The 23,349-nt window shown below is 65.0% G+C and carries 17 protein-coding genes; 2 read left to right on the top strand and 15 right to left on the bottom strand.

The window, feature by feature from the left end; all coding sequences use genetic code 11:
* Positions 1 to 292: 292 nt before the first annotated feature.
* The 8 genes from DXK32_RS20390 to DXK32_RS20425 all read right to left on the bottom strand — a co-directional run bounded on the left by DXK32_RS20390 (position 293) and on the right by DXK32_RS20425 (position 11,702).
* Positions 293 to 2,698 (bottom strand): HAD family hydrolase, encoded by a 2,406-nt coding sequence (locus DXK32_RS20390; protein ID WP_162801280.1) that lies wholly within the window; start codon positions 2,696 to 2,698, stop codon positions 293 to 295.
* Between the two features lie 159 nt (positions 2,699 to 2,857).
* Positions 2,858 to 4,024 carry a glycosyltransferase gene (locus tag DXK32_RS20395; protein ID WP_114860178.1) on the bottom strand — a complete coding sequence of 389 codons (1,167 nt, stop codon included), beginning with the start codon at positions 4,022 to 4,024 and terminating at the stop codon, positions 2,858 to 2,860.
* 54 nt (positions 4,025 to 4,078) lie between these two features.
* A complete protein-coding gene (locus DXK32_RS20400; protein WP_114860179.1) occupies positions 4,079 to 4,918 on the bottom strand; it encodes a class I SAM-dependent methyltransferase in 840 nt (279 codons plus the stop codon).
* On the bottom strand, positions 4,915 to 5,745 hold the full coding sequence (locus DXK32_RS20405; protein ID WP_114860180.1) for a class I SAM-dependent methyltransferase: 831 nt from the start codon (positions 5,743 to 5,745) through the stop codon (positions 4,915 to 4,917). The genes DXK32_RS20400 and DXK32_RS20405 overlap by 4 nt, the downstream gene beginning before the upstream one ends.
* Positions 5,742 to 6,941, bottom strand: coding sequence for a non-hydrolyzing UDP-N-acetylglucosamine 2-epimerase (gene wecB / locus DXK32_RS20410; protein WP_114860181.1), 1,200 nt, complete (start codon positions 6,939 to 6,941; stop codon positions 5,742 to 5,744). The genes DXK32_RS20405 and wecB overlap by 4 nt, the downstream gene beginning before the upstream one ends.
* The gene (locus DXK32_RS20415) at positions 6,941 to 8,482 is read right to left on the bottom strand and encodes a GSCFA domain-containing protein (protein WP_114860182.1); all 1,542 of its coding nucleotides are present in this window, start codon (positions 8,480 to 8,482) and stop codon (positions 6,941 to 6,943) included. The genes wecB and DXK32_RS20415 overlap by 1 nt, the downstream gene beginning before the upstream one ends.
* The gene (locus DXK32_RS20420) at positions 8,461 to 9,897 is read right to left on the bottom strand and encodes a tetratricopeptide repeat protein (protein ID WP_114860183.1); all 1,437 of its coding nucleotides are present in this window, start codon (positions 9,895 to 9,897) and stop codon (positions 8,461 to 8,463) included. The genes DXK32_RS20415 and DXK32_RS20420 overlap by 22 nt, the downstream gene beginning before the upstream one ends.
* Before the next feature lie 59 nt (positions 9,898 to 9,956).
* The gene (locus tag DXK32_RS20425; protein WP_114860184.1) at positions 9,957 to 11,702 is read right to left on the bottom strand and encodes a glycosyltransferase; all 1,746 of its coding nucleotides are present in this window, start codon (positions 11,700 to 11,702) and stop codon (positions 9,957 to 9,959) included.
* A 272-nt stretch (positions 11,703 to 11,974) separates the two neighbouring features.
* Between DXK32_RS20425 and asnB (DXK32_RS20430) the strand changes: the two genes are divergently transcribed.
* Together asnB (DXK32_RS20430) and DXK32_RS20435 are read left to right on the top strand one after the other, a co-directional pair.
* A complete protein-coding gene (gene asnB / locus DXK32_RS20430) occupies positions 11,975 to 13,810 on the top strand; it encodes an asparagine synthase (glutamine-hydrolyzing) (RefSeq protein WP_114860185.1) in 1,836 nt (611 codons plus the stop codon).
* Positions 13,804 to 15,522 (top strand): glycosyltransferase, encoded by a 1,719-nt coding sequence (locus DXK32_RS20435; protein WP_114860186.1) that lies wholly within the window; start codon positions 13,804 to 13,806, stop codon positions 15,520 to 15,522. Before asnB (DXK32_RS20430) ends, DXK32_RS20435 begins: the two co-directional genes overlap by 7 nt.
* Positions 15,523 to 15,770: 248 nt before the next feature.
* Here DXK32_RS20435 and DXK32_RS20440 read toward each other — a convergent pair whose 3' ends face one another.
* The 7 genes from DXK32_RS20440 to DXK32_RS20470 form a co-directional block, all read right to left on the bottom strand.
* Positions 15,771 to 16,994 carry a glycosyltransferase gene (locus DXK32_RS20440; RefSeq protein WP_114860187.1) on the bottom strand — a complete coding sequence of 408 codons (1,224 nt, stop codon included), beginning with the start codon at positions 16,992 to 16,994 and terminating at the stop codon, positions 15,771 to 15,773.
* Positions 16,985 to 18,796, bottom strand: a complete 1,812-nt coding sequence (gene asnB, locus DXK32_RS20445; RefSeq protein WP_162801281.1) for an asparagine synthase (glutamine-hydrolyzing) — start codon at positions 18,794 to 18,796, stop codon at positions 16,985 to 16,987. Before asnB (DXK32_RS20445) ends, DXK32_RS20440 begins: the two co-directional genes overlap by 10 nt.
* A 4-nt stretch (positions 18,797 to 18,800) precedes the next feature.
* Positions 18,801 to 19,580: a polysaccharide deacetylase family protein gene (locus DXK32_RS20450; RefSeq protein ID WP_162801282.1), complete on the bottom strand. Its 780-nt coding sequence runs from the start codon at positions 19,578 to 19,580 to the stop codon at positions 18,801 to 18,803.
* A gap of 95 nt (positions 19,581 to 19,675) precedes the next feature.
* Positions 19,676 to 20,560: a class I SAM-dependent methyltransferase gene (locus DXK32_RS20455; protein ID WP_114860190.1), complete on the bottom strand. Its 885-nt coding sequence runs from the start codon at positions 20,558 to 20,560 to the stop codon at positions 19,676 to 19,678.
* Positions 20,553 to 21,245 carry a hypothetical protein gene (locus DXK32_RS20460; protein ID WP_162801284.1) on the bottom strand — a complete coding sequence of 231 codons (693 nt, stop codon included), beginning with the start codon at positions 21,243 to 21,245 and terminating at the stop codon, positions 20,553 to 20,555. Before DXK32_RS20460 ends, DXK32_RS20455 begins: the two co-directional genes overlap by 8 nt.
* A gap of 114 nt (positions 21,246 to 21,359) precedes the next feature.
* Complete coding sequence (locus tag DXK32_RS20465; protein ID WP_114860192.1) at positions 21,360 to 22,346, bottom strand: lipid II:glycine glycyltransferase FemX; 987 nt, start codon at positions 22,344 to 22,346, stop codon at positions 21,360 to 21,362.
* A gap of 36 nt (positions 22,347 to 22,382) precedes the next feature.
* On the bottom strand, positions 22,383 to 23,342 hold the full coding sequence (locus DXK32_RS20470; RefSeq protein WP_114860193.1) for a methyltransferase domain-containing protein: 960 nt from the start codon (positions 23,340 to 23,342) through the stop codon (positions 22,383 to 22,385).
* Positions 23,343 to 23,349: the final 7 nt, after the last annotated feature.

Here is a 23,349-nt window from a genome sequence, read left to right on the forward strand (position 1 = left end):
CGAGACAGTCAGGGGGCCTTACCTAGGTTTCCCGTACCGTTGCTACTCGACCCCCATCATTCATCAGCGTTTTGGGACGGCTGCCCGAAGGTGCGTCGATGGGTGGCCCCAATGGCGCGGTATGAGGGGGCTGGAAGTTTGTAGGGACAGGTTCGTTCGGGGGCACGTCGCCCCTGCCAGTTACGGCTGGGCGGCAATGGGCGCCAAGTAGCAGTTCTTAGTGCGGCAATACGGCCGGACGCCGAAATTGTCGTTGCACAGTTCATCCAGCGCCGGCGCCCCCGGCGCGTGTTCAGGCGATGTCCTCTTCCGTGCCGTGCAGAAGCCGCGTGGTCCGGAAACGTGTTCCGTCGTACCACCAGCAGCGCAGCGGTCGGCCGTCGCCTTTGCCGTTCGTTTTCAGGGCGTCAATGATGGCGGGGCCGTAGCCGACGCTGACAACGATGATATCCCGGCAACTCTGCCTCGCGGCGTCCGCCAGTCCCAGCTCCGCCTGCCGGAAGACGCCGTCGCCCACGACCAGAAGATCGGCGTAGCCGACGCATTCAAGCCCAGCTTCGTGGGCCACGTCGAGGAGCGTTGGCCCCATACCGCCCATGCCGCCGGCCGCGCAGAGGATGAAGCGGCTCACCCTGGCGCGTCGCGCCATATGGACGAGCTGCCGGCTGATGGTCCTGTGGCCGAAACCACCTTGCGCGCCCTCGATCATCTCCTCGATGTGCCCGGGCTGCTCCAAGGCCATCGTTCCCTGTGGCCAGGGCAGTTCGGATGGCCGTGTCTGCAGGGCCAAGCTCAGCCACAGGGGTGGAGGGGCTGCTGCGCACAGTTCCGCCAGAACCCGCCGGGCATCGTTGTTGCACAGGGGCAGTCGCACCGGAGAGCCGTTGTTGACGTCGAAGACGAGGCGTCCGATCCGCGACGCCTCCTCGTGCGTCGGCAGATGGACGGCCCGATGAAGGATGCCGAGAAGCACGGCCGGATCGACCTCCCACGCCCCGCCCGATCCGTCATCATTCCGCTCCGCTAGGGCGGCCCACTGATCGTAGTAGGAGAAGATGCCGGCATGGCAGGCCCGTAGGGCGCGCTGTTGGGCCGCGTCGATGTCCATGTGCAGGAACACCGGGACAGCGCGGCCTTCGGCATCGCGGCGGTACCCTGCAGTCGTCGCGGCCTCGCCGTTCAGAAGCAGTTCGAAAAACTGCGGGCTGCGGTAGACGACTTTCGCCCGTTCCAGCGCCGCGGCGGCCAGGGGCATGTGAACTTGGACGCGCAGGCCGTTGGCCATCCGGTGAAGGGCGTCCGGCGTGGCGTAGAAGAGATAGCCGTGGAAATCGTACCGCTCGCCCAGTTCGGGCATGCGGGAAAGCCGCTCGAACATTGACCCCTTCGCGCCGATGTCCACCAGCGCTACGGGGCCGGCATCCGCAAGCTCCGTCTCGACATAGGAAACGAGATTGCGGCGCGCCTGCCGCGCCTTGGCGAGGATGCGATCCTTCGTCCCTTCGGCCAGCAGATAGGAGCGCGCGGCTTGATATGCGTCGGCACCTTCGCCGAATTCGGCGCCCAGCAGATCTACCAGGGGACGGTCGGCGTGGCCCGTGAGCGCGTGTGGCAAATCGTCCAGGCCAAACATGACCATGACATCCCGAAGCGTCAGGTAGATTTCAGAGCCCAGAGAGCGGAACTCCGCCTCGTCGAAGCGCGTCAGCGACGGCAGGTAGAGCGCTGCGCGGGACACCGCCAGGGGCCTTGCGTCAACATCCATGCCGAGCCGTTCCGCCTCGCGGGCGATGAGCTGACCCAGCAATTCCCCTTCGCGCATCAGGGGAGCGATGCGCCGGATGCCGCGCGCCGCCGCGTGGCGCAGCACCCAATTGGCGTAATGTACGGCGATGGGCCCCAGGACGGACGCGCCGTAGTGGTGCCAGAACGCATCGTCCTCCTGCTCCGTCCTGCGGCGCCCGGCGAGCGTGCGCAGCAGCGTCAACGGCCCCCGTGAGGCGTTGCCCAGCAGGGACTCGCGCCGCAGCATCTCCTTCGAACGGCCAGGCTGGGTGTAATGCACGCTGTGGATACCCGCGGCCAAGGCTCCTGCCTTGTCAGTGACCGGGTCATCCCCAATGTGGAGTATCCGCGAAGGCGGCACACCGGGATGGTCCGCCAGCACGACCCGGAACAGCGCGCCGCCGGCCTTCGAGGCGCCGTGGTCACAAGAGACGTAAAGCCGGTCGTAATCCCGCCCGGGCAGGATGCCGACGGACCCCAGCAAATCCTCCAGTTCCGTCCCGCCCAGGTACATGTCGGACACCAGGGCGACGGGCTTCCGCCGGCGGCGCAGGTCGCACAGGAGCGCGACGAGGTTGGGGTTGGCGACCGCCGCCCTGCGCTCGACCGTGCGCTCCAGCCGCTCCAGGGCCGCGGCGTCGATGCCGGGCACCTCCAGGGCGCGGTAGATGTCCGCCAGTCCGGTTTCGGAATGGCCCTGCGTCCGGGCCCAGGCTCGGGCCCGTGCCTCCGCCTGACGGCGGACGATGACGAAGGCATCGTCGGTCATGGACGGGTCGAGCAGGCCGGCGGTGCGCGCGTCCTGTGCCACACGTTCGAAGACGGTCTCGGGAGGACCCCACCGGCGCAAGATGAGCGTGTCGAAAATGTCGATGCAGAAGAGGTCGAATTCGTCCGGGGCGATGGCCGCCAAGGCGGAATCCCACCGCCACGAATCGTCCCTGTCCGCCTGGGGCCATGTGTCCGCTTCGGGCCATGCGGCTGGGCGATCCTCTTGGCGCTGCATTGTTCGATTTTCCTTATGACCTGACCATGTCGTGACCGGTGTCGGGGTGGGAGGCCCCCTTCCGGCTCAGCGCATGAAGCGTCGATAGATGCTGACCACCTTCGCCTCGGTCAGGGCCGGTGCCCAGCGGGTCTGGGCATGTGCCGCGGCGCGCCGACCCAAAGCCGCGCGACCGGCATGATTGGCCAGCAGTTCCCGGATCGCGTCGGCGTAGCTGTCCGGGGTGGGATCGACGAAGCGCACAATGTTGGCTTCCGCCAACTCCGGTACCGGTGTGCCGCGCCGACGGTTCAGGACGGCGGGCAATCCGGTGAGCAGCGCTTCGAGCAGCGACTTGTTCAATTCGAAATACTCGGTGTGGATCGTGAACAGGTCGAACTCGCCCAGCATCCGGCACAGTTCCGCGTTGTGGACCGCCGGGCGGAAATGCACCCGCTCCTGCAGGTTGCGCTCTTGCACCATCATCTCCAGGGGAACACGCAAGGGGCCGTCCCCGACGATGGTCAGGGTCGCGTCCGGGATTTGCTCCAAGGCGAGGATGATGGGTTCCGGGTTTTTGTCGCCGAACACACGGCCGACGTAGAGCAGCCGGGGCGGGGCGGCCAGATCGTACCGCTCCTTTGGCCGCAAATTCTGCCCGTCCAAGATATTGTAGCAAACCTTGTAGCTCACGACGCCGACCCGTTCCAGAAACGGAATGATCGGCTCGTAAACAGGCATCACGAGATCCGCGGCGCGCAGCCCTTCGTCCTGGATATAGGCAAAGAACTCGTTGTGCCGAATCTGGTGCGGCTCCAAGTTCGGCCCAGGATACTGGCGAGGCTGGTTGATGTCCGGGTTGATATGCAGGGAAACGACGAAGGGAATGCCGAGCTCCTCGCGGATGCACTTCGCCACCCAGATGTTCCAATCGGCACCGTGAAGCCGGATCAGGTTGGGCTGGATCCGGGCGGCCAACTCCACGCCGGGGCGAGCCCATTGACGCAGTGGGGCATAATTGTCCCGGCGCCAGTCCCGCTGGCACAGGTCGAGGTCTTCCGGAATGACATGGAAGTGCAGCCGCGCCGTCCCGACCGTGTGCTGCAAGGCGGCAAGATCCGGCTTATCGGGCGTCGTGCTGCACAGATGCACCTCGTCAAAGAGGTTGCCCGGATTGTAATAGCAGGGCTGAAACTCTCCTTTCTTGATGATGTCCGTTAACCGATCGGGAACGATGACCATCAGACGAGACATTCTGACCTCTTTAATGACGTGCGTCCCGACCGGCACGGCGGGCGGCGCGAGATTTCAGATTTTGCGGGCCGCCAATTCTACCGTGGGCCGGAACGGATTCCAGAAATTCAGAAAACGGCGAGGGCGTTTGCGGAAGGTTCTGAAACCGCCTTGGCCGACATCCATGGGCCAATTGTTGTCCAAGTTGAAAAGTTGGAATCCAAGCCGCTTCAGGGCTGACAGGACCCCCCAGTTGGTGCGGCGGAAAATGCTGGTCTGAAAAAAGCACGGATCCAGCCCTTTGTCGCGAATATGCCGCGCCACCGCAGATCGGGGCAGCAGGGCCAGCCAAGGTGTCCACGGAACGTGATAATGGGCCTCAAGACGCCACGCGCAGTAATTGGGGCAGATCACGAACACCCGCCCCCCCGGCCGCAGCAGCCTGTGGACCGCCGCGAGAACGGTGTCGTAAGCGTCCACATGCTCCAGCACATTCCAGAGGGTGACGATGTCGACGCTTGCCGGGGGGAGATCCAGGCTTCGGGCATCGTCCGTCCGGAATACGAAGTCGGCGTCGTCCTGGGGACGCAGTCGGCGCAGCCGCCAGCGGGCGATGCCCGTTTCAAACTCCGAGATTTCGATGCCCCGGGCGTCCAGTCCCCCGGCGCGTGCCGCAAGGACAAAGCTGCCAAAGCCGCTGCCGATGTCGAACAGACGTTCACCGGGGCGGGCCGTGGGCAGTATCCTGCTCAAGGCGTGGTCGGCGAAATCGAAGCCGACATGGACGTCGAGGTGGAACTGGATCGCCTCCTCGGTGAAGACCCCTTTGTAGAGACCGTGAAGATAGGCAAGCAGCTCCGCACGCTTCTGTTCGGGCCAAGTTGAAAGGCTGTCGTGCGCAAGTTCGGACGTCATGGCTGGGCCTGTCCGGTGCAGGCTCTTCCTGTCCAGCCTGTGAGATGCGGGCGCTCGTCATGCTCCTTTCGGGCCACGACGTACCATTTGTTGGGCAAACGGCGGAAAGGCCACAGGTTGGACAGCCAGTGGTCCAGATCGAAGCTGGGATGGTGAGATGTCCGCTCCAGCCACGGCCGGTTCAGTGCGGGCCGCCAGTATTTGAGGTGATCCACCAGTCCGAACGCGGGCTGATCGAGAATTTGCATGCCAAGCCTGGACAAAAGGCGCTGTGTCTCGGTCCAGCTGAGCGCTGCCAATCCCGGATGTCCTTGTGCCAGGTACCAGTCATTCCAGTGCCGATAGGTGGGTGTGCCGACGTTCATGATGTCAAAAATACCGACGCCGCCAGGTCTCAGGACCCTTGTCATTTCCGCAGCGGCCGCTTCGATATCAGGCACCATCACCAGCGTGGAAAAGGAATAGACGAGGTCGAACTGGTCGGGACCGAACGGAAGCGCAGTCGCGCTGCCCTTGGCTAGCAGACAGTTGTCGATCGCCCTGTCCCGAAACGCCGATTGTGCTGCAGATAGCAGGGAATCGGTGATGTCGACACCAACGATTTCACGGCACAGGCCCGATAGAACCCGCATGTAGAGCCCATTGCCGCACCCCACTTCAAGAACCCTGTCCCGCGCGCGAAGGCGTCGGCGAACCGTTTCGACCTTCATGCGTGGGGCGAACTGGCGGAACGTTTCTTCGGTATAGTCAGGGCTCAAGGTTTCCATGATGCGGGTGGAAACGGCTTCGGCGATGCGCGTGGTCAGGGGGCGGTTTGGGCGGCTCATGGTTCCGGGGTCCCCTTGAAAGAGCTTACATCGGTGGAAGGGCAACGAGCACCCGCAAACCTGTGGTCCAGGACGGTGGCGATGCGCTCGGCCGCCATGCCGTCCCAAAGGGCAGGCCGGCGCTTGGCGCCTTTGCCGCCGTTTTTCAGAAAGGTGCCGAACGCGGTCCTGATGGCGTCGGGTTCGGGCGGTACGAGCTGGTTGGTTCCCTCTTCCACCGTGACCGGCCGTTCTGTCGTGGTCCGAAGGGTGAAGCAGGGGATGCCCAGGGCCGTTGTTTCCTCCTGGATGCCCCCTGAATCCGTCAGTACCAAGCTGACATGCCGCTGCAACCCCAGCATGGCCAGATAGCCTTGGGGCGGGAGCAGAACGCAACCGGCGGCTTCCAGCTGCTCTCCGAGGCCGGCCTGCTCCAGCCGAGCCCGGCTGCGCGGATGCAGGACGAAGAGCATGGGGCGAAGCCGCGCCAGATCGCACAGCCCAGCCACCAGTCCCTGAAGCGTGGAGGGGTCGTCCACGTTCGACGGACGGTGCAGCGTCACCAGAAGAGGGTGCCCGGCCTCCAAGAAGGGCGCTGCACGGGCCGGCTCCACCCCGGACGTCGCCAGGGTGTGTGCCACCGGTATTGCCCGTTCCGCATTGGCCAGCAGCGTGTCCACCATGACATTGCCGACGAAATGCACCCGTTCGGCCGGAATGCCTTCGCGCTGCAGGTTGGCCAGAGCGCCGGTTTCGGAGGTGAAGAGCAGGTCCGCCAACTGGTCGGTCACCACCCGATTGATTTCCTCCGGCATCGTGCGGTCGTAGCTGCGCAGGCCGGCCTCGACATGAGCCAGGGGAACACCCCGCTTGGCCGCCACCAAGGCGCAGGCCAGGGTGGAGTTGACATCCCCCACCACCAGCACACAGGCCGGCGCTACCCGCTCCAGCACCGGGTCGAAGCGTGCCATGATTTCGGCTGTCTGCGTCGCATGGCTGCCCGATCCCACCTCCAGGTTCACGTCGGGGGCGGGCAGGCCCAACTCCTCGAAGAATTGCCCGCTCATCTGCGGGTCATAATGCTGGCCCGTGTGCACCAGGATCGGCATCAGCCCGTCCCGCCGGCGCAACGCCGCCAGCACCGCTGCCACCTTCATGAAATTCGGCCGGGCACCGGCGATGCAGAGGATGCGCGCGGGGGCGGAATGGTTTGCCATCAGGGCGTCCGTGGCGTGTCGATGGCGGGACGAAGCCGGACCAGCGAACTGTCCCCGAAAGTCTGGACGAAAAGGTCGGTGATTTCGGCGATGATTTCCCGATCGGGGTGGCGGCTGTCCAGATTGTTGAAAACAGCGAATTCCAGGTGCGAGCCAAGCCAGCGAATGATCTCGAAGGCTGGCCAGTAGAACGTGTTGTCCCCCGACGTCCGCAGCAGTTCGGCCAAGGCTATGCGCAACGTCGATTTAGAGACGCAGTCGGCGATGATGGTCGAGGGGAACTCCGTCGTCCCGTTCAGCGGAACAGGGGACAATGTGACGTAGAGCGGCGCGGTTGGGTTGAACGCACGGATGCTGTCCACCGTCGCCTGAAGGCAGGCCGTATGCTCGGCCACCGACAGCGTGCGCATTTCGATCCGATCGAAGGCGCCATCCTCGAACACCGGTGCGAATACGAACTGGCCGGTGGCAGTATCGAACGGCACGGCGCCAACTCCGACGGTCATGATCAACGCGTCGGCGGCGGCCAAGTTGCGGATCACCCGATCCCGTTCGGTACCGTACAGGATCTCCATCCGGCGGGTGTTCTCGTCCGCGTCGGCTTGGCGCTTGCCCAACAGCCATTCGAAGAAAAGCTGGTTGGCAATGGGGGTGTTGATGTCCTCGAAGAAAGTCGCGTTGAACGGAACAACGTTAAAGTCCAGCAAGGCGGCGGCGATGTTGCGGGCAAAACAGGATCCGAAGCTGAAGATTCGGTCCTCGGCCCGGATAAAGCGTGTCGGCCGGGGTAGGCCGGCGACGATATGGCGCTCCATGAAGGTGCGCAGATCTGCCCGCTTCAGGGTGAGGTTGCCATCAGCGGCAAAAGCCAGGGGCCAGAAGGTGGCGCGCTCTCGCAGGGGATTGCGGGTGTTTCGACGCAAGGCGAAAGCCCGGTCGTAATCCGCTATCGCCGGGGCGCAAAAGTTTTCTGCCATGATGCGCGCCCGGCGGCGCCAGAACCTCGCCTCTGTGGCTTGGCCCAATCGGTCGCAGACTTCCGCCAGAGCCTCCTGCAACTCCACAGACTCTTGGAAAACTCGCCGAGGAGCCAAGGCCGCGCGTAGGAAAGCTTCCGCTTCCGCCGGGCGGTCCAGGGCCAGGAGAGCACGACCGCGCAACCCTTCCGCTTCGGGGCCGGTCACGCTGGTTCGGTGGACGACGAAATCCAGTGCTGCCCAAGCCAGCCCTGCCTGAAGCAGTTGCATTCCAGGCGCAAGATCGGGAAACCGCTGGTTGGGAAACCGCTCGATGCCGATGCGGTACAACTTTTCCGCATCGGCCAATGAACCGGCGCGCAATACCGCTAGAACGCCTGCGATGCTGGATGTCAGGTCGTTCGGAGGCGAGGGCTTCGGGGCATTAGGTGCGGGATCAGGGGGGCTTGTCGGCATCGCGGAATTTCTGTCTGACATCACGGGGGATATCCACAAGTCGCTAGATATGAAACAGGTTTCGATCTTCAGGGCGCCGGCGGCGCTCAGGTCGCTATCCCGGTCCATTGTCCGTCCGGCCAGAAAGGTGAGGATGTCGTGAACCCGATTTCTTCGAAACCTTGCAGCAGTTCGGTCCGAAAAGTCGGAACTAGGCTGAAATAGTAGAACAGGTTCCAAGGTTCTTGTTCTGCCGCGCTCCGCCAAGCCGCCAATGCGCCCTCTCGGTTTCCCGTGGCGGCGAGGGCCAGCCCCAGAGTGATCTGCACCCAGGCCGAACCATCGGTTTGCGCGGCGTGGCGTTGCAGGGTCAAGGCCTGGTCGGGTGCGCCATCTGCCTGCCGGGCTAAGCCAAGGCAACTGGAAATCCAGGCGTCGCCTGCTTTCTGCTGCAACGCCTGCTCAAGGGTGGTGACGGCGGCGGACACGTCGCCGGCAGCCAGGAGTGCCAAGCCAAGATAAGCGTTAAGAAAGGGATTGGAGACGCTTTTCAGGCAATGGCGGAACTCAGTGACGGCCTCGTTGGCTTGCCCGGCCCTGAGCAAGCCGACGGCAAGACGTCCACGGGTGACCATATCGGTGGGGTTCCGCTCAAGCCGCGACTGGTCCAGACGGATCGCCTCAGCGAAGCGCCCCCGCTGCAGCAGATAATGGATTCGGCTGGCGTGGATCAGCGGCGAATCCGGATTGAGCGCCGCAGCGCGTTCAAACAGGCTGGCCGCTCGATCAACCCCCTCCGGCAGGCGCATCAGGCATTCCGCGAACCACCAGAGCAGATCGGCCTGCTCACCTTCCCGGGCGACCGCCCGTTCGAAGGCTGCGGCGGCTTCCTCCTGCCGTCCCAGGCGGGTCAAGCCCCGGCCAAGTTGCGCGTCGGCTCGCGAACAGTCCGGATCCAGGGCCAGGGCCAGCCGGCAGACCTCCACCATAGCCGAAAAGCGGTTTTCCACGAAGGCGGCGAAGGAAAGGGACAGCGCCTCCTCGACGATGTTCCAAGCGATGTCAGGGCTGACTCCGGTCGTGGAGGGAGGGGGCGCGTCCGGGCCCTCCCCTCGCCCGCGGGCAATGGCCAGAAGGCGGCGGCAGAAGGCGGCTTCCGGCAACCCAGGCGCCAAGCGCTCCGCTTCGGAAAGGGCTTGTTCGGACGCCTCCCATTGCTTCGCCTCCATGGCTTCCAGCGCAATCAGGCAGTGTCCACGCGGCTCGTACAGCGGGTCGACGGCTATTGCCGCCGCATGGGCTTGCTGGGCGGCGGTGGCGTTCTCACTGTGCTGGCACAACGTGGCCACCAGCCGGACCTGGGCGACGCGATGGCGCGGATCGTGGCCCAAGGCTTGGCGGAAATGCTCAACTGCGGCAGGGATGTTTCCTTCCTTCAGCACGGCCCTGCCCATCTCGGCGTGATAGCTGGCGAAGGCATCGGCCTTGATCGCGGAACGCCAAGCCTCGGTGTCGATGTTTGCCGATGTACGGGGGGGAGTCATGTTCTTCCGCCTTCTTGTCTGGATCTGCCCCGGATGGAGGAAGGGTCGCTTATGCCGCGTTAAACGCCGGTAAATTCAAAACTGCCGGTATCCGGGCCAGGCCAGCCAGCTGCGCGCAGCATGCGCTGCGTCATCGCTGGAATCGAAGCTTTCCGGGCAATGTGTGCCGCCGCTTCCTTTCCCAACTCGGTTCGCTCCCGAGAAGCCAGCAGTGTCAGACAGTGGGTGGCCAGAGCGTTCGCGTCTCCGGCGTCGGCGGTGAAGTCGTGGAGCATGGGCGCCAAGCATTCCCGTGTGCCGCCCACACTGGTGGCGACCACCGGCAGGCCAAGCGCCTGCGCTTCCATCACCACGTTTGGCATCCCTTCCATGCGGGATGTCTGGAGCAGCAGGTCGCCCGCTTTCAAAATCCCGAACACATCGGCTTGCCTGCCCAACGGACGCAAGACTTCCGAGAGCCCGCGCTCCCGGATCCGCTCAGCGAGTGTCGCGCGTAGGGGGCCGTCGCCGACCAGCAAGGCCTGGACCTTGGGGTTGTGCCGGTGCACCCGCTCCACCACGTCCAGAAAGACGAAGGGTTCCTTTTCCTCCGTCAGACGAAAGACGCCGACGATTACCGGCGTTTCAGGAGAAATGTTCAGACGCGCCCGCCAACGGATGCCAGCGTCGGCAGGAACCTGGGACAGGGCTTCGAGATCGACGGCGTTCGGCACCACCCCGATGCCGGCGGCAGGCATGCCGATCCATTCGGCATAGGATGCAGCACCGGCCGTGCTGTTGTTGGCCAGACGCACCGACCGATGCTCCAGAAGGAGACGATACAAGGCCGGCAACATCTCCGGTTCCCGACAGAGCGGTGCAAGTTCGGGAAAGTGGGTCGGGTTGACGCTGCGTCCGCACATCAAAATATGCGGGACTCCCGTCAGCAGGCCGGCAATGCCCGACGCCATGCAGCCAATGTCCAGGAAGCCCACCAGCAGGTCAGGAGTCAGGGTGTCCAGGGTTTCGACGCTGGTCGCCACGGCGTGGGTTACGTGACGCAGGAAGGCGGCGCTGCATTCCAGGGCGGGACGATGCCGTTCCAGAAGCCCGTTCTCCATCCCGCCCCAGAATTCGCGAGGGAAGGGCATTTCAAACCGGTCCACGCCGGCCTCGTCCACCCTGCGCACGTAGTTGTCCGCTGCGGGGCCGGGAGGAAACTGGGTGACGAGCGTGACGCGCCAGCCGCAAGCTCTCAACCCCAGGGCCAGATAGACCAATTGGCGTTCAGCCCCGCCGGTGGCGAGCCCTCCCACCCAAAGGCAAGCATGGGGGGGGACCCCGAACTCCACCCGAGGTGGACGGGCATGCCTCTGCAGAGCTTCGCTGCAGAACCGCACTGGATCGCTCCAGAAAGCCGTGTTCAACGGGCCCGGCCAGCCGCTCAACCATTCCGTGGACGGTGGAACAATCGGCCCGAGAAGGCTGGACAACATCTCCGGCTCCATCCACCGCACGGCAGGATGATTGCCCAGTTCGGCGATCTGCGCGGCGATGGCGTTACCAAACCGGTCGAAGTCAGCCGTTATCACCACAGCTGTGACCTCCGGGTCCAGCTCGGCAAGGTGTTCTGGCGGGCGGACCGGTATACCGAGGATGCGGCGCCCCCAAAGTTCGGGATTTTGATCGACGATGAACAGGAACGGGTGGGGCGATTGCAGCAGGAGATAGGGCATCGCCCCGGTCACGCCCCAGGCGACGGCCTGTCGGCGGCCGGCTAGCAGGTCATGATACACGGGTATGGCCGCTGTGCTGGACAAGATCATGGCAGGCTCCCGGACAGCGCGGAAAAAACGGATTTCGTTGCTATCCGGATTTTCCGGAGCACTGTTGCCATGAAGCGAAACGTCCTGAACACGGTCCCGAGGTTGCCCAGCCTATAGAAGGAACGGCATCCTGGGTCAAGGTTGGCCGGGGCAGGCCCGAAAGCCGGCACGGCTGTCCATTCTACCCCCAATGTGTACTCCGCGCGGGCTCAAGATATATACTCCGCCTCCACTTCGGGCGGTTCCGGTCCGGGGTATCCGGGGGAAACGGCATGTGCGGTATCGCAGGAATTCTCAATCCCGACGGGCGTCTTTCTCCCGAACGCATGCGGGCAACCGCTCTGGAGATGGCCCGCCGGCTAGGCCACCGCGGGCCGGACGACATGGGCATCTGGCACGCTCCAGACAACCGATGCATCCTGGTCCACCGTCGCCTCAGCATCATCGACACTTCGCCGGCCGGGCACCAGCCCATGAGCCGCGATGGCGGGCGGCTGCAACTCACCTACAATGGTGAACTGTACAATTTCGAGGAGCTGAGGGCGGAAATGGCCGCCCAGGGGGAGACCTTCGCAGGCCGCACCGACACGGAGGTCTTCCTGGCCGGCCTGCAACGCCAGGGTCCCTGGTTCCTCACCCGGGTGGACGCCATGTTCGCCCTGGGCCTGTACGACGACGCCAGTGGGGAGCTTTTGCTGAGCCGGGACGCCTTCGGCGAGAAGCCCCTCTACTACACCCACCAGAACGGCTTGTTTGCGTTCGCCTCGGAGTTGAGCACGTTGACCGCGCTGCCGGACTTCGACGCCGAGATCACGCTTGACGCCATCGCCACCTATTTGACGATGCAGTTGATCCCCGCTCCGGGGACGATCTACCGCTCCTGCCGCAAGTTGCCCGCCGGTTGCTATCTCCGGGTCGGTCCGCAGGGGCCGGGCGAGCCGGTGCGTTATTTCGACTTCATCGTGGACGGTCAGCGCGAGGCCGGCCGGTCCCTGGACGAGCAGGCCGACGCCCTGGAGGAGCTTTTGCTGCGCTCCTTGCGCCGGCGCCTCATCAGCGACGTGCCCCTAGGCGCTTTTCTATCGGGCGGGGTGGATTCCTCCACCGCCGTGGCGCTGGTTGCGAAACGGCTCAACCGGTCAGTCCAGACCTTCACCATCGGCTACGAGAACACGCCCGACACCGAGCACCTCCAGGCGGAGGAGATGGCCCGGCATCTGGGGGTGGACCACCGTGCCCGGCTGTTGACCCCGGACGTGATCGCGCTCGGTACCGACTTGGCCCGCCGGCTGGACGAGCCCAACGTGGACAGCTCTTGCCTGCCCACCTACCTAGTTTCCGAATGGGCGCGGCGCAGCGTCACGGTCGCCCTGACCGGCGACGGCGGGGACGAGCTGTTCGGTGGTTACGGGCGCTATTTCGAGTGCTTGGCGGCCACGCACGGCCGCGAGGCCGACATCGCGGCCCGACGCTGGCATGTGGGCAAGGATTACTATTCCGGCCGCATGCTGGTCTATCACGATACGGAACTCCCCCCCCTTCTGGGCCGGGTTCCGCCGGCCACTGCCGATCTGATCCTGTCGCTGCGGCGCCGGGTGGACTTGGATCCCCGTCCCCTGGTGCATCGGCTGCGGGAGATGGACGCCCGCTACTATTTGCCGGTGGTGTTGGGCAAGGTGGACCGGATGAGCATGCTGAACAGCCTGGAGTGCCGCACGCCTTACCTGTCGGTGGAGGTGGCGCGCTTTGCCGCCGGTCTGCCCGAGGCACACATTCACGATGGATTCCGGGGCAAGCTGGTCTTGAAGCAGTTGGCTGCCCGCTATCTGCCGAGGAATTGGCTTGAGCGGCCCAAGACGGGGTTTGGCCTGCCCGTCTTCCAGGATTGGACCAAGCGGCATGTGCTGGAGCATCTGCGCGTTATTCTGGCCGAGCCGGACAACCGCTTGGCTGGCTGGCTGGGCGCGCGTCGGCTGGCTGGATTCATGAAACGGCAGGCGGAGCAAGCCTCGCTCTACCAACTCTGGGCGCTGATGGTGCTGGAAACCTGGATGCGCACCCATCCCGTCCGGATCGGCCGCGACGCCGCAGAGGATTCCCCGTGCTGAACGAAGGGCCGGAACTGGCTGCGCTCTACCGGGACATTGCGGCCGGCCGGCGGCGTCTGGTCGGCTGGGGCGCGACGGGGGACCTGCGCCATGCCCTGTTCCAGCTTGCTCCCCATCCTGTGGCTTACGTGGTCGATGCCGACCCGGCGAAGTGGGGGTGCCGCGTCCAGGGCGTGGAGATCGCCCCCCCGGAGCGTCTGGCCGGGGAGGACCCCGCCGGCGCGGCGGTGATGGTCTTTCCCCACCAGTCCGCGGCCTTGCCGGCAATCCTGGACACCATTCGCGCTCTGGGCGACTTTCCGGTAATGCCGCCGTTCCGGATCGAGTGCGATCGGCCGTTCGGCGCCGGTATCCCCAACACGCCCTGGGTGCGGCGGCTTCGTGACCTGTCGGACGATCCCGTGGCGGCCCTGGGACGGCGCATGCGCGCGGTGGCGGCGTCCCCCGTACCGGAGCGGGAGGGGGTCGCCCTCGTCAGCGAATATCTGACGTTGGGCGGGTCGGAGCGGCAGATCTGCCGTCTGGCCGCGGGGCTGGGACAGGCGGGCCTTGGTCCACGGCTGTTGGTGCTGGGCCCACCGCAGCCCGATCTGGAGGGGTTGCACCGGCTCTTGCGGACGGGCGGGGTGCCGGTAAACCATCTGCCGCAACCGCGCGACGATTGGACCGGCGACCCGTGCGCCCTGGCCGGTCCCGACCCTGAGCCGGTTATGCGGGCGGTGGAACTGCTGCCTCCGGAAATGATGCACCGGGTGCTGGCTTTGCGGGCGGCCCTGCTGGCCCGGCCTCCGTCATTGGTGGTGGCCTACATGGAGCGGGCATCGGTGATGGCCGGGGTTGCCGCCCTGCTGGCCGGGGTTCCACGCATCCTGCTGTGCCTGCGCAGCCTCGACCCCAGCCACTTCACCCATTACTTCCCCAACGGCATCGACTGGTACGCCGGGTGCCTGGCCTTGCTGTCCGTTTTCCCCCAGGTGCGCTTTGTCGCCAACAGCCAAGCCGGGGCAAGGGCCTGCGCGCGCTGGATGGGCATCCCGGAGGAACGGTTCCGGGTGATCGTCAACGCCGCCCCGAGCCCGGCCGAGCAGGAAGCGGCGAAGGCAGAAAGCCGGCGCATCCGGGAGGAACTCGGCTTGCGGCCGGGCCAGCCCCTGGTCGCGGGTGTGTTCCGGCTGGTCCCGGAGAAGCGGCCTTTCCTGTTCCTGGAAGCGGTGCGGCGGCTGGCCGGGAGCGTCCCGAACCTCCAGGCCGTTCTGGTCGGCGGCGGCCCTATGCGGGACGCCGTGGCCGCAGAGGTGGAGCGGCTTGGGCTGGGTGGGCGCGTCCATTTGGCCGGCCCACAGCCGGATGGTCTGCCCTGGATTGCGGCGGCAGACCTGCTGCTTCACACTGCGGCCTTCGAAGGCATGCCCAACGTCCATTTGGAAGCCCAGAGTCTGGGCCGGCCGGTGCTGGGTTTCGCCGTGGGCGGCGTGTTGGAAGCCTTGGCGCCCGCTCTGCACGCCTATGCGGTGCCGGACGGAGCCATGGACATTTTGGTGGAAGGGGGCCAGCGTTTGCTGAGTGACGAAGCCCTGCGGCGAAATCTGGGCACGGCGGGATCCGCCTTTGTGAAGGATTCCTTTGGCATAGAGCGACTGGTGGCGGATAATTTCGCAGCTGCCGATCTTACGATGGAATCACGGATGACGAGCCTTGGGGCTTCCCCTTGATGAACCGGCATTTCCGTTCACCGGTCCCGGCCGTATCAGTCCTCCTTCGTTGCCAGTATGCTGTGGGTGTGCTCTCGCGTCGGCTTTGTGCCTCTTATCCGGAATTTGGCTGAAAGTGTCATTTATCTGATCGCTCTGTGTTGGAAACAGCGCAAGCGGCACAAGCAACAACCTGTTTGTGACAGGTCGGCAGCCTTCTTGGCAAATCCAGCGCCAGCCCCTCGGATTCAAAAGAACGGAAGTTTGCGTCAGCGTAGAGTTGACCCGAGGCCGTCCAGGATATCACAGAACTGCCGGGCTACCCGGTCCGCTCCGAACCGCTCGATGGCTACACGCGGGTCCGGGGTGGGGACCTCGTCCGCCAACAGCCGCGACAGCGCGTCGGCCAAACCCTGCCGATCAGAGGGAGCGGCGCAGGGCTGCCCAAAATCCGCAAGGAGCTGGTGTGAGGGGCTGTCTGCCGGAGTGGCGCCCAGGATGGGGCGCCCGACAGCCAAATAATCCATGATCTTGCTGGGCAGGAAGACGTTGCGGCCGGAATGCTCCCCGTCGATCAGCAACAACGCGTCGGCCGACGCCATGTGCCGCAGGCTTTCCCCATAAGGCATGGCGCCGCCCACCCGCACCTGTTCCCGCAGTCCCAGCTCACGAATAAGGCGCCCCACACCGGTGGACTGATTGGCGACCAATTCCAGAATGAAGCCGGGCGGCAAGCGGCCCTGGTCCCGCAGCATGGCTACGGCGTACAAGGTCTGGTCCGGCAGTCGGCCGGTGAAGAGGTTGCCTACATGGGCCAAGCGGAATCCCGCCCGTTCGCCATCGGCCGGCTTCAGGGGCGGTACGAGTTCAGGCTCCAGCGCGTGGGGCAGGACATGCGTCTTTTCCCGCCATGCGGCGGGGTACTTTCCCATCACCATATCCACCACGGCCGCGTTGGTGAAGACCAGGGCATCGGCTGCAGCCGTCACGTCGGCCTCGGCCTTGCGGGTGACGGGGGTGGCCGTGTGGTATGGGCTGTCCACCCAGGGATCGCTGAAATGGGCGACCCAGGGCAGGGCCGGGTAGCGGCGTTTCAGCGCCAGCCCGACAAGATGGTCGCTCCAAGGCTGGCCGAAGGTCACCAGAGCGGCGGGTTTTTCCTGTCGAATCAGGGCTTTGGCGCGGGCCACCGCTGCTTTTATCCAGGCATTCTCAAGCCGTTCGGCGGCCCAGGGCTGATAGAGGGCGCGCCACCAAGCCAGCTTCGGCTCGGTTCGCACCGCCACCTCGGCCCGACGGAAACGGCCGTGGTAATGCTGATCCAGCACCGGATCCAGGGTCAGCGTGGCCGGCGGCCGATCGGGAGTCACCACCACGGGGTCCCAGCCCAACCGACGGGTATGGTCCAGCAAGCGGGACACTTGGATCGACCGGGGCATCAGCATTGGCGGCAGGCAATAGCTGATGGCAATCAGACCGCGGGTCACAGCCATTCGCGCATCCATTCATTCAGAACCAGCAGGTGCCAAAGCCGATGCCGATCCATCGGGTCGGTTTCGGCCGCCGTCCCGGCGCTCAGGGCGTTGTCCAAGGCCTCCGGCTGGCACCAATTCCGCAGCGGTGCCGCCGGATCCGCGAGGCGGTCGTGCGCGAAATCCCGGTAAGGACCGGTCAGCCAGCCATAGACAGGCACCGGAAAGCCCATCTTGGGCCGCTGCACGATGGCGGGAGGCAGGAGTTTCGCAGCCAGCCGCCGCAAGGACCGCTTGGTGGTGAAGACCCCATCGGAGTCCGGGCCGGTCTTTGCGGCGGCGGGCGCGGCGGCGGCCCAGGCGACCAGTCGGTAATCCAGGAAGGGAGTGCGCAGTTCCAGAGACCGAGCCATCGACATCTTGTCCGCCTTCATCAGCAGGTCCTCGACCAGCCAATCATGACCGTAGGCGTAAAGAATCTGGTCCAGGGCGGAGGTGTCCCCTGCCCGGTCGATGTGGCCACGCACCCGGTCCATGCTGTCGGGCCAGTCGCCGGGCCGGGCCAGCAGGTTTCGCTTCTCCGCCGAGGTCATATAGTTGGTCATGTGCGGCGGCACCGGCCATCGGCGCAGATCAACCGGCGTGGGCGCCGCCGCCCAATCCCGGGCCACCCGGTCGAAGGTGTAGCCGGCCAGGATTTCGTCTGCTCCCTCGCCGGACAGCACCACCTTGACCCGGTCTGCCGCCAAAGCGGAGATCGCGCCCAACGGAATGCTGGCCAAGTCGGCCAGGGGCTCGTCGGTGGCACGGACGAAAGCCGGCAACTGCTCCAGAAACCCAGCCGCGGTCAGGCGAAGCTCGTGGTGTTCGGCGCCGACATGGTCCGCGACCATCCGGGCGAAGGGAAGTTCGTCGATTTCCGGCGCTCCCTCAAAAGCAACGGAGAAGGTCAGCAGGGGCCGATGTCCCTGGCGGGCTGCAAGTGCGGCGACCACGCTGCTATCCAGCCCGCCGCTCAGCATGATCCCCACCGGCACGTCGGCGATCAGCCGAAGACGCACCGCATCGTCGAGCAGGGCGGTGAACTGTGCATCGAGTTCCGCGTCCTGCCTGGCCCCCGACAACTCATCGGGCCGGGCGGGTCTGGGCAACGTCCAATAGGGCCGGGACGGTGGAGGGGGCTCGCCGGCGGGCACCGACAGGCAGTGGCCCGGGGGAAGCTTCCAGATGTCCTCCCAGATGCAGCGGTTGCCGGGAACATAGCGGAAGGTCAGGTAATCCCAAATGGCTTGGCCGGATACGCGAGGCTGCCAGACGCCACTGGCCAGGATGGCTTTGATCTCCGACGCAAACAGGAGCCTTTGCCCGTCCCAGGCGACGTAGAGCGGCTTCACCCCCAGCCGGTCGCGCATCAGGTGAAGGGTGCGGCTGCGCCCATCCCAGATCGCGATGGCGAACATGCCGTTCATCCGCTCCAGCGCGGGAAGTCCGCCGTCCAGATAGAGCCGCAGGACGACTTCCGTGTCGGAGCGGGTGCGGAACACGTGGCCGCGATGGGCGAGCTCCTCGCGCAGGATGGCGAAATTGTAGATCTCGCCGTTAAAGACCAGCTGCACCGACGCATCGGCGTCGGCCATGGGCTGTTCGCCCCCCGGAAGGTCGATGATGGCCAGCCGCCTCATGCCCAGCCCGACCAGCCCATCGGCGGTGATGCCCTCTCCATCGGGTCCGCGGTGCCGGATCGCGTCCGTCATGCGGGCCAGCAATATCCGCTTCTCCTCCGGCGGACATTGAGGATCAAGAATGCCGGCGATGCCGCACATGGCGTCAGACCGGGCGGCCGGCGAGGCGCAGAACGTCGTTGAAGCCGATGCTGGCGAGGCCCCGCCGTGTGGCATGTTCCAGGGCGCGCTGGAACGGAGCCTGCCCCGCCACATGGGCGGGATCGACGTAGTAGTTCAGGATGCCGTGGGCACCCGCCCCCAGGAGCTGGTCCACCGTTTCCGCGAACAGGTCGTAAAAGCTGTCGCCCAAGGCGTAATTATGCCGGTCGGTCAGATGTGACCAGCTGTCCAGCAGCGTGTCCGGGGCTGCCCAGGTGCCAAAGGTGGGTATCTCCAGAATGCCCGCAGCGTCGTACCAAGGGCCATGCAACAGGGCCTGGGCCGGCAGGGTGGAGGAGCTGAACGCATAACCCAGCTGGGCCAGCGTGCCGTGGACCAGAGCCAGTTGCTCTGGTGCCTGGAATCCGCCGAAATGGGCCGTGCGGTAGCCGCGCGGAGTCTGGCCCGTCACCTCCTGGACGATGCGGTGGCCATCGCGGATGTCCGCCATGACCTCCTCCTCCGGCATCCGGGCGTAGAAGGTGCATCCCCACCAGCGGCCGTCGCGGAATTCCGCATGGGGCAGGCCACCATGGTTGAGGAAATGCGCTCCCCGTTCCGCAAGGCCGCGGTAGGTGGGAGCCGCCTTCAGCAGTTGCGCTCCGGGCACGGCGAAGGTGGCCTGGATCCCGTGCTCTTTCAGCAGGGGCTCAAGGTCCAGGGCGGCGGCGGGATCAAGGTCGGTGTCGCAATCGAAGGACAGCAGGAGATAAAGGCGGTCCATTCCAGCCTGCCGCGCCAACGAGTCATAGCGGGCCAGGCCTTGCGGAAGGGCATTGGTTTTGGGCGGGGTGGCCATGCTGCTGTCTCCGATGCCGGTCATTCGGGCTTTTCCACTTCGATCCACAAGCTCCATCCCCAACGCCGGCCCAGGGCGCGGATCCAGGGACGCGGCATCTTCTTCCCCAGGAAAGGGAACCAAACGTCCAGGATGTCCGGGACGTCGGTGCCCAGGACGCGCACCTCTATCCTTGCGCCGGCTGGGAAAAGAGATTGGCGCACCTCGTTGATGGTCACGGGCCACGTGTGCGGGTTTCCTTCCTGCCGGGCAGCGTCGCCATAGCGGCTGGCCAGTTGCAAGGGGTCCAGGAACTGGCTTTCCAGATTGACGAAGCCCTCCTGGAACTGCACCAGGAAGCGGAACAGCAAGGAGTGGCGGTTGTACAGCATGATGCCGAGCCGCCCTCCGGGCTTCAGGACTCGCCAGAGTTCCGCGAGCGCCTTGCGCGTGCCGGGCGTGTGATGCAGCACGCCCCAGGAATAGGCGAAGTCGAAACTTTCGTCTGTGAAGGGAAGCTGTTCCGCGTCGGCGGAACGGATGTCGCCATTCAGCCCGAAGCTAGCGAAGCGGCGCCGGGTCTGCTCCACCGCAACGGGATTGATATCCACGGCCGTGACATGGGCGCCGTGCCGGGCCCAGTTCATGGCCATGCAGCCCATGCCGCAGCCGACCTCCAGGACGGGACGGCCGCGGTAGCGCTCATAGTCGAAGATGCGGGAAAAATGTCCGGCCGGGCCATGCAGTGGTTCATTCCACGCATAGAAGGTCGCATCCGCCTGTTCAAAGAACTCCCACGATCCGATCTCGACCTTTCTCTCCTCGCCGCTGTCGGTGCGGTAGGTGGTGGTGCCGTGATCCTGCCCATAGGTCATCGGGTGGTCGGCCCACCAGGACCGGATGTCCGTCTTGGCCGGATCAGACATGATCGCCTCGCTTCCTGTCGCCCGTCATCCCATCCCAACAGGCCAGCAGCATGGCCACGGGGACGACCGCAGCGGCCAGCAGCAACTCGATAACGCGGCGCTCGGCCAGGTACCGGCGCAGCGCCAAGCGTCGCCGCATTGCCCCATCCAGGCGGAAGAGACGACGGCGTCCGTTCAGAACATAGACAGTGGAAACCTGCCGTGCCGCCGCCCGCTCGATGGGAGCGCAGCCAAGCCCCAGGGCGTCGCGGTAGCACAGGATCACGGCGTCGGGAGGCTGCCCATCAGCCATGCGAGCCCAACCGGACGAAACCGGATCGATCACGGGATCCTGCCGCGCGACGGCAAGCTGCGTGAAATGGAAGCGGTCCCTCCACGTGGAATCGATGACCAGTTCGCAATGGGCCGGTGCCAGCCAAGCTGCCAACTCGTCGATCTGGGCGGCCATGTAGCTTGGGTGGCGGGGGTTTGCGTAGAAGTTCCGGTGCATCATCCGGTGCCCGTTCCATCGCTTGCACAATCCCGCGGGGCCGCCTTCCTCGTCAGGATTGGGGTCGCGGTCAGTGCCGTGATAGGCGCAGGCCACCAGCAGAATGCGTCCAGTCGGCAGACGGTCGACGTTTGGATGCACAGTCAGCCCGAGGGCTCTGCCCGGCTGCGCCGTCAACTCGCTGTCGTTCCGCATTCCCCGCCCACCATCGATTCAAACTATGCTTTTGGTATAAGCAAGGCGCATACCACGTGGCCGAGGTCCTTGTCGAGCCAGGGGCCGGTCGGCCTCCGGAGGGCCTCATGAACCTCATAGGTGCAGGCTGGCAAAAAAGGACCGGCAAAGAATGCCCCCGAACTTGCTCTTGAATCGGGTCAGGCCGGCGATCTTTCCGTCCGTCTCGGATGGGTCGACGATCCCCACCTCATAGCGCCGGTCGCCCGCAAGATGGGCTTGGCGAATGGCTTCCCACAACAGCAAATAGTTGATGCCGCTGTTCAAATGGAGCGTTCGCGAACAGCCGGTGTGATAAAGCGAAAGACCGTTCAGGACGGCGACGTTGTGGTAGGCCACGACCTGCCCTTCCGGATCGCAACCGGCATAAAGCCGGCTGTAGGGGCCCTGCGTGGACAACCGGGCGATGCCTTCGAAATAGGCCCGGGGATGGGGCGGGACCCCTGTCCGTGTGTAGGTTTCCTCATGGATGGCGTAATAGGAATCCACATGCTCCGGCCAAGGCACCTGGGCCACCTGGAAACCCGCCTCCCGGCAATGACGGATGATCCGACGGGCGTCCGGAGCCAGCCCTTGCCAGAGGCTCTCCTCGTCCTGCCCGGTGAAATCGATCACCCGCGTGTAACGGCTGGTGTCCTTCCAGCCGAAGAGGAAGAAGGGGTTCACTCCCTGCGGAGCGTGGATGCTGCTGTCCGTCATGGCGGGCATGCCCAGGGACAAATCCCGCGCCTCCAGCCGCCGGGCCCGCCGGGGAAGTTCCGCCATCGCCGCAGCCATCACCTCCCGGCGTTCGGCCGCGGATAAATCTCCGCGCATGACCGGCCCGCTCCAGCCCCAGCCCGAGGACGCCAGAGCACCGTCGGGGCGCTGGTGCAACGGCACCACCGCCGCCAGGGCGCCGCGCTGCAGGATTCCGAAGCCGTGATCCCTCAGGTCCCACCGCTTGACAGGGGGTATGATCTCCTGCCATCCCGACAAAGCGAACAAGAAGCCTTCAGGCGATCCCAGAACCACGCCGTCCCACTGCTGGGGAGGAATGTTCCGTCGTTCCAACACTTTCATGCCGGGCTTCTCTCGAAGGCGGGCATCCGGGCGGACTCAGGCATCGGGCTTTCCCTTTGTGGCGATCAGGTAAAGCGAGGATGCCTGATGAGGCAGGAACACCCTGCCGAACAGGGCGAAACCGTCGTCCACCAGCTTGTACCGCCGGATCCGGCCATCAAGCGCCCAATCCGGTGGGCCCCAACCCAGATGCTTGATTTCGGTTACATCAAGGCTGGACTTGAGCATCTTCGCCTCGATGATGCGTGCCGTGTAGAAGTGGACATGATCGGTCTGGCGCAACGTCTCGGGTGCGCGCCGATAAGCCCATTGCCACCACCAGGCGCCTTCATTGGGCGTGCCGAGGATCGCCAACCCTCCCGGCTTCAGGATGCGGCGGATCGTTTGCAGGACGCCCAGGTCATCCGGAACATGCTCGATGACATGATTGCAAAAGACGATGTCATAGCTGTCAGGCTGAACAGGGTAGCGCAAGATGTCAGCGAGAAAGAATTTCGCCGAAGGAAGCCGCCGCTCGGCCCTGGCCAGACGCAGCGGATTGTAATCGCTGCCGTGGATGTCGCGCCCGAAAGCGGACAGCCAGCGGAGATTGGTGCCATCCCCACAGCCGAGGTCCAGAAGACGCTCCGCGCGCTCCAGACCGAGGCGTTCGAGATGGCGCCGGATCACACCCGTCACATAGAGCCGCCGCTTCTTCAGGTGATGGCGCCAGGGGCTGGTTTCCTCCGGATCCTGCTCGGCCGTGTACCAAGCTGGATTTTCCTTCTGCATGCGCTCGACCGAGGCGCAATGGTGTTCCGCATCGGGCACGAGGATCGGCGTTTCGCCGATCCGAGGGAACAGCATTCCGCAGCCAGGGCATCGCAGGCCTTCAGCAAGGCTCTCCAATCCTCCGGCCCGGCAAGCAGGGCAGCACAGGACGGCCTCAAGACCGTTGCCACTGTATGGCTTGTCCGATGATGCGAAGTTTTCGCTCCATCCCGAATGGCTTTCCATGCTGCGT

The organism is Azospirillum brasilense (assembly GCF_003349955.1).
Classification (GTDB): Bacteria; Pseudomonadota; Alphaproteobacteria; order Azospirillales; family Azospirillaceae; genus Azospirillum; species Azospirillum brasilense_B.

Bases quoted from the DNA above. Each gene is read 5' to 3' on its own strand.
- DXK32_RS20395 (WP_114860178.1), bottom strand. From the start codon at position 4,024: ATGTCTCGTCTGATGGTCATCGTTCCCGATCGGTTAACGGACATCATC.
- DXK32_RS20400 (WP_114860179.1), bottom strand. From the start codon at position 4,918: ATGACGTCCGAACTTGCGCACGACAGCCTTTCAACTTGGCCCGAACAG.
- DXK32_RS20405 (WP_114860180.1), bottom strand. From the start codon at position 5,745: ATGAGCCGCCCAAACCGCCCCCTGACCACGCGCATCGCCGAAGCCGTT.
- wecB (WP_114860181.1), bottom strand. From the start codon at position 6,941: ATGGCAAACCATTCCGCCCCCGCGCGCATCCTCTGCATCGCCGGTGCC.
- DXK32_RS20415 (WP_114860182.1), bottom strand. From the start codon at position 8,482: ATGGACCGGGATAGCGACCTGAGCGCCGCCGGCGCCCTGAAGATCGAA.
- DXK32_RS20420 (WP_114860183.1), bottom strand. From the start codon at position 9,897: ATGACTCCCCCCCGTACATCGGCAAACATCGACACCGAGGCTTGGCGT.
- DXK32_RS20425 (WP_114860184.1), bottom strand. From the start codon at position 11,702: ATGATCTTGTCCAGCACAGCGGCCATACCCGTGTATCATGACCTGCTA.
- asnB (WP_114860185.1), top strand. From the start codon at position 11,975: ATGTGCGGTATCGCAGGAATTCTCAATCCCGACGGGCGTCTTTCTCCC.
- DXK32_RS20440 (WP_114860187.1), bottom strand. From the start codon at position 16,994: ATGGCTGTGACCCGCGGTCTGATTGCCATCAGCTATTGCCTGCCGCCA.
- asnB (WP_162801281.1), bottom strand. From the start codon at position 18,796: ATGTGCGGCATCGCCGGCATTCTTGATCCTCAATGTCCGCCGGAGGAG.
- DXK32_RS20450 (WP_162801282.1), bottom strand. From the start codon at position 19,580: ATGGACCGCCTTTATCTCCTGCTGTCCTTCGATTGCGACACCGACCTT.
- DXK32_RS20455 (WP_114860190.1), bottom strand. From the start codon at position 20,560: ATGTCTGATCCGGCCAAGACGGACATCCGGTCCTGGTGGGCCGACCAC.
- DXK32_RS20460 (WP_162801284.1), bottom strand. From the start codon at position 21,245: ATGCGGAACGACAGCGAGTTGACGGCGCAGCCGGGCAGAGCCCTCGGG.
- DXK32_RS20465 (WP_114860192.1), bottom strand. From the start codon at position 22,346: ATGAAAGTGTTGGAACGACGGAACATTCCTCCCCAGCAGTGGGACGGC.
- DXK32_RS20470 (WP_114860193.1), bottom strand. From the start codon at position 23,342: ATGGAAAGCCATTCGGGATGGAGCGAAAACTTCGCATCATCGGACAAG.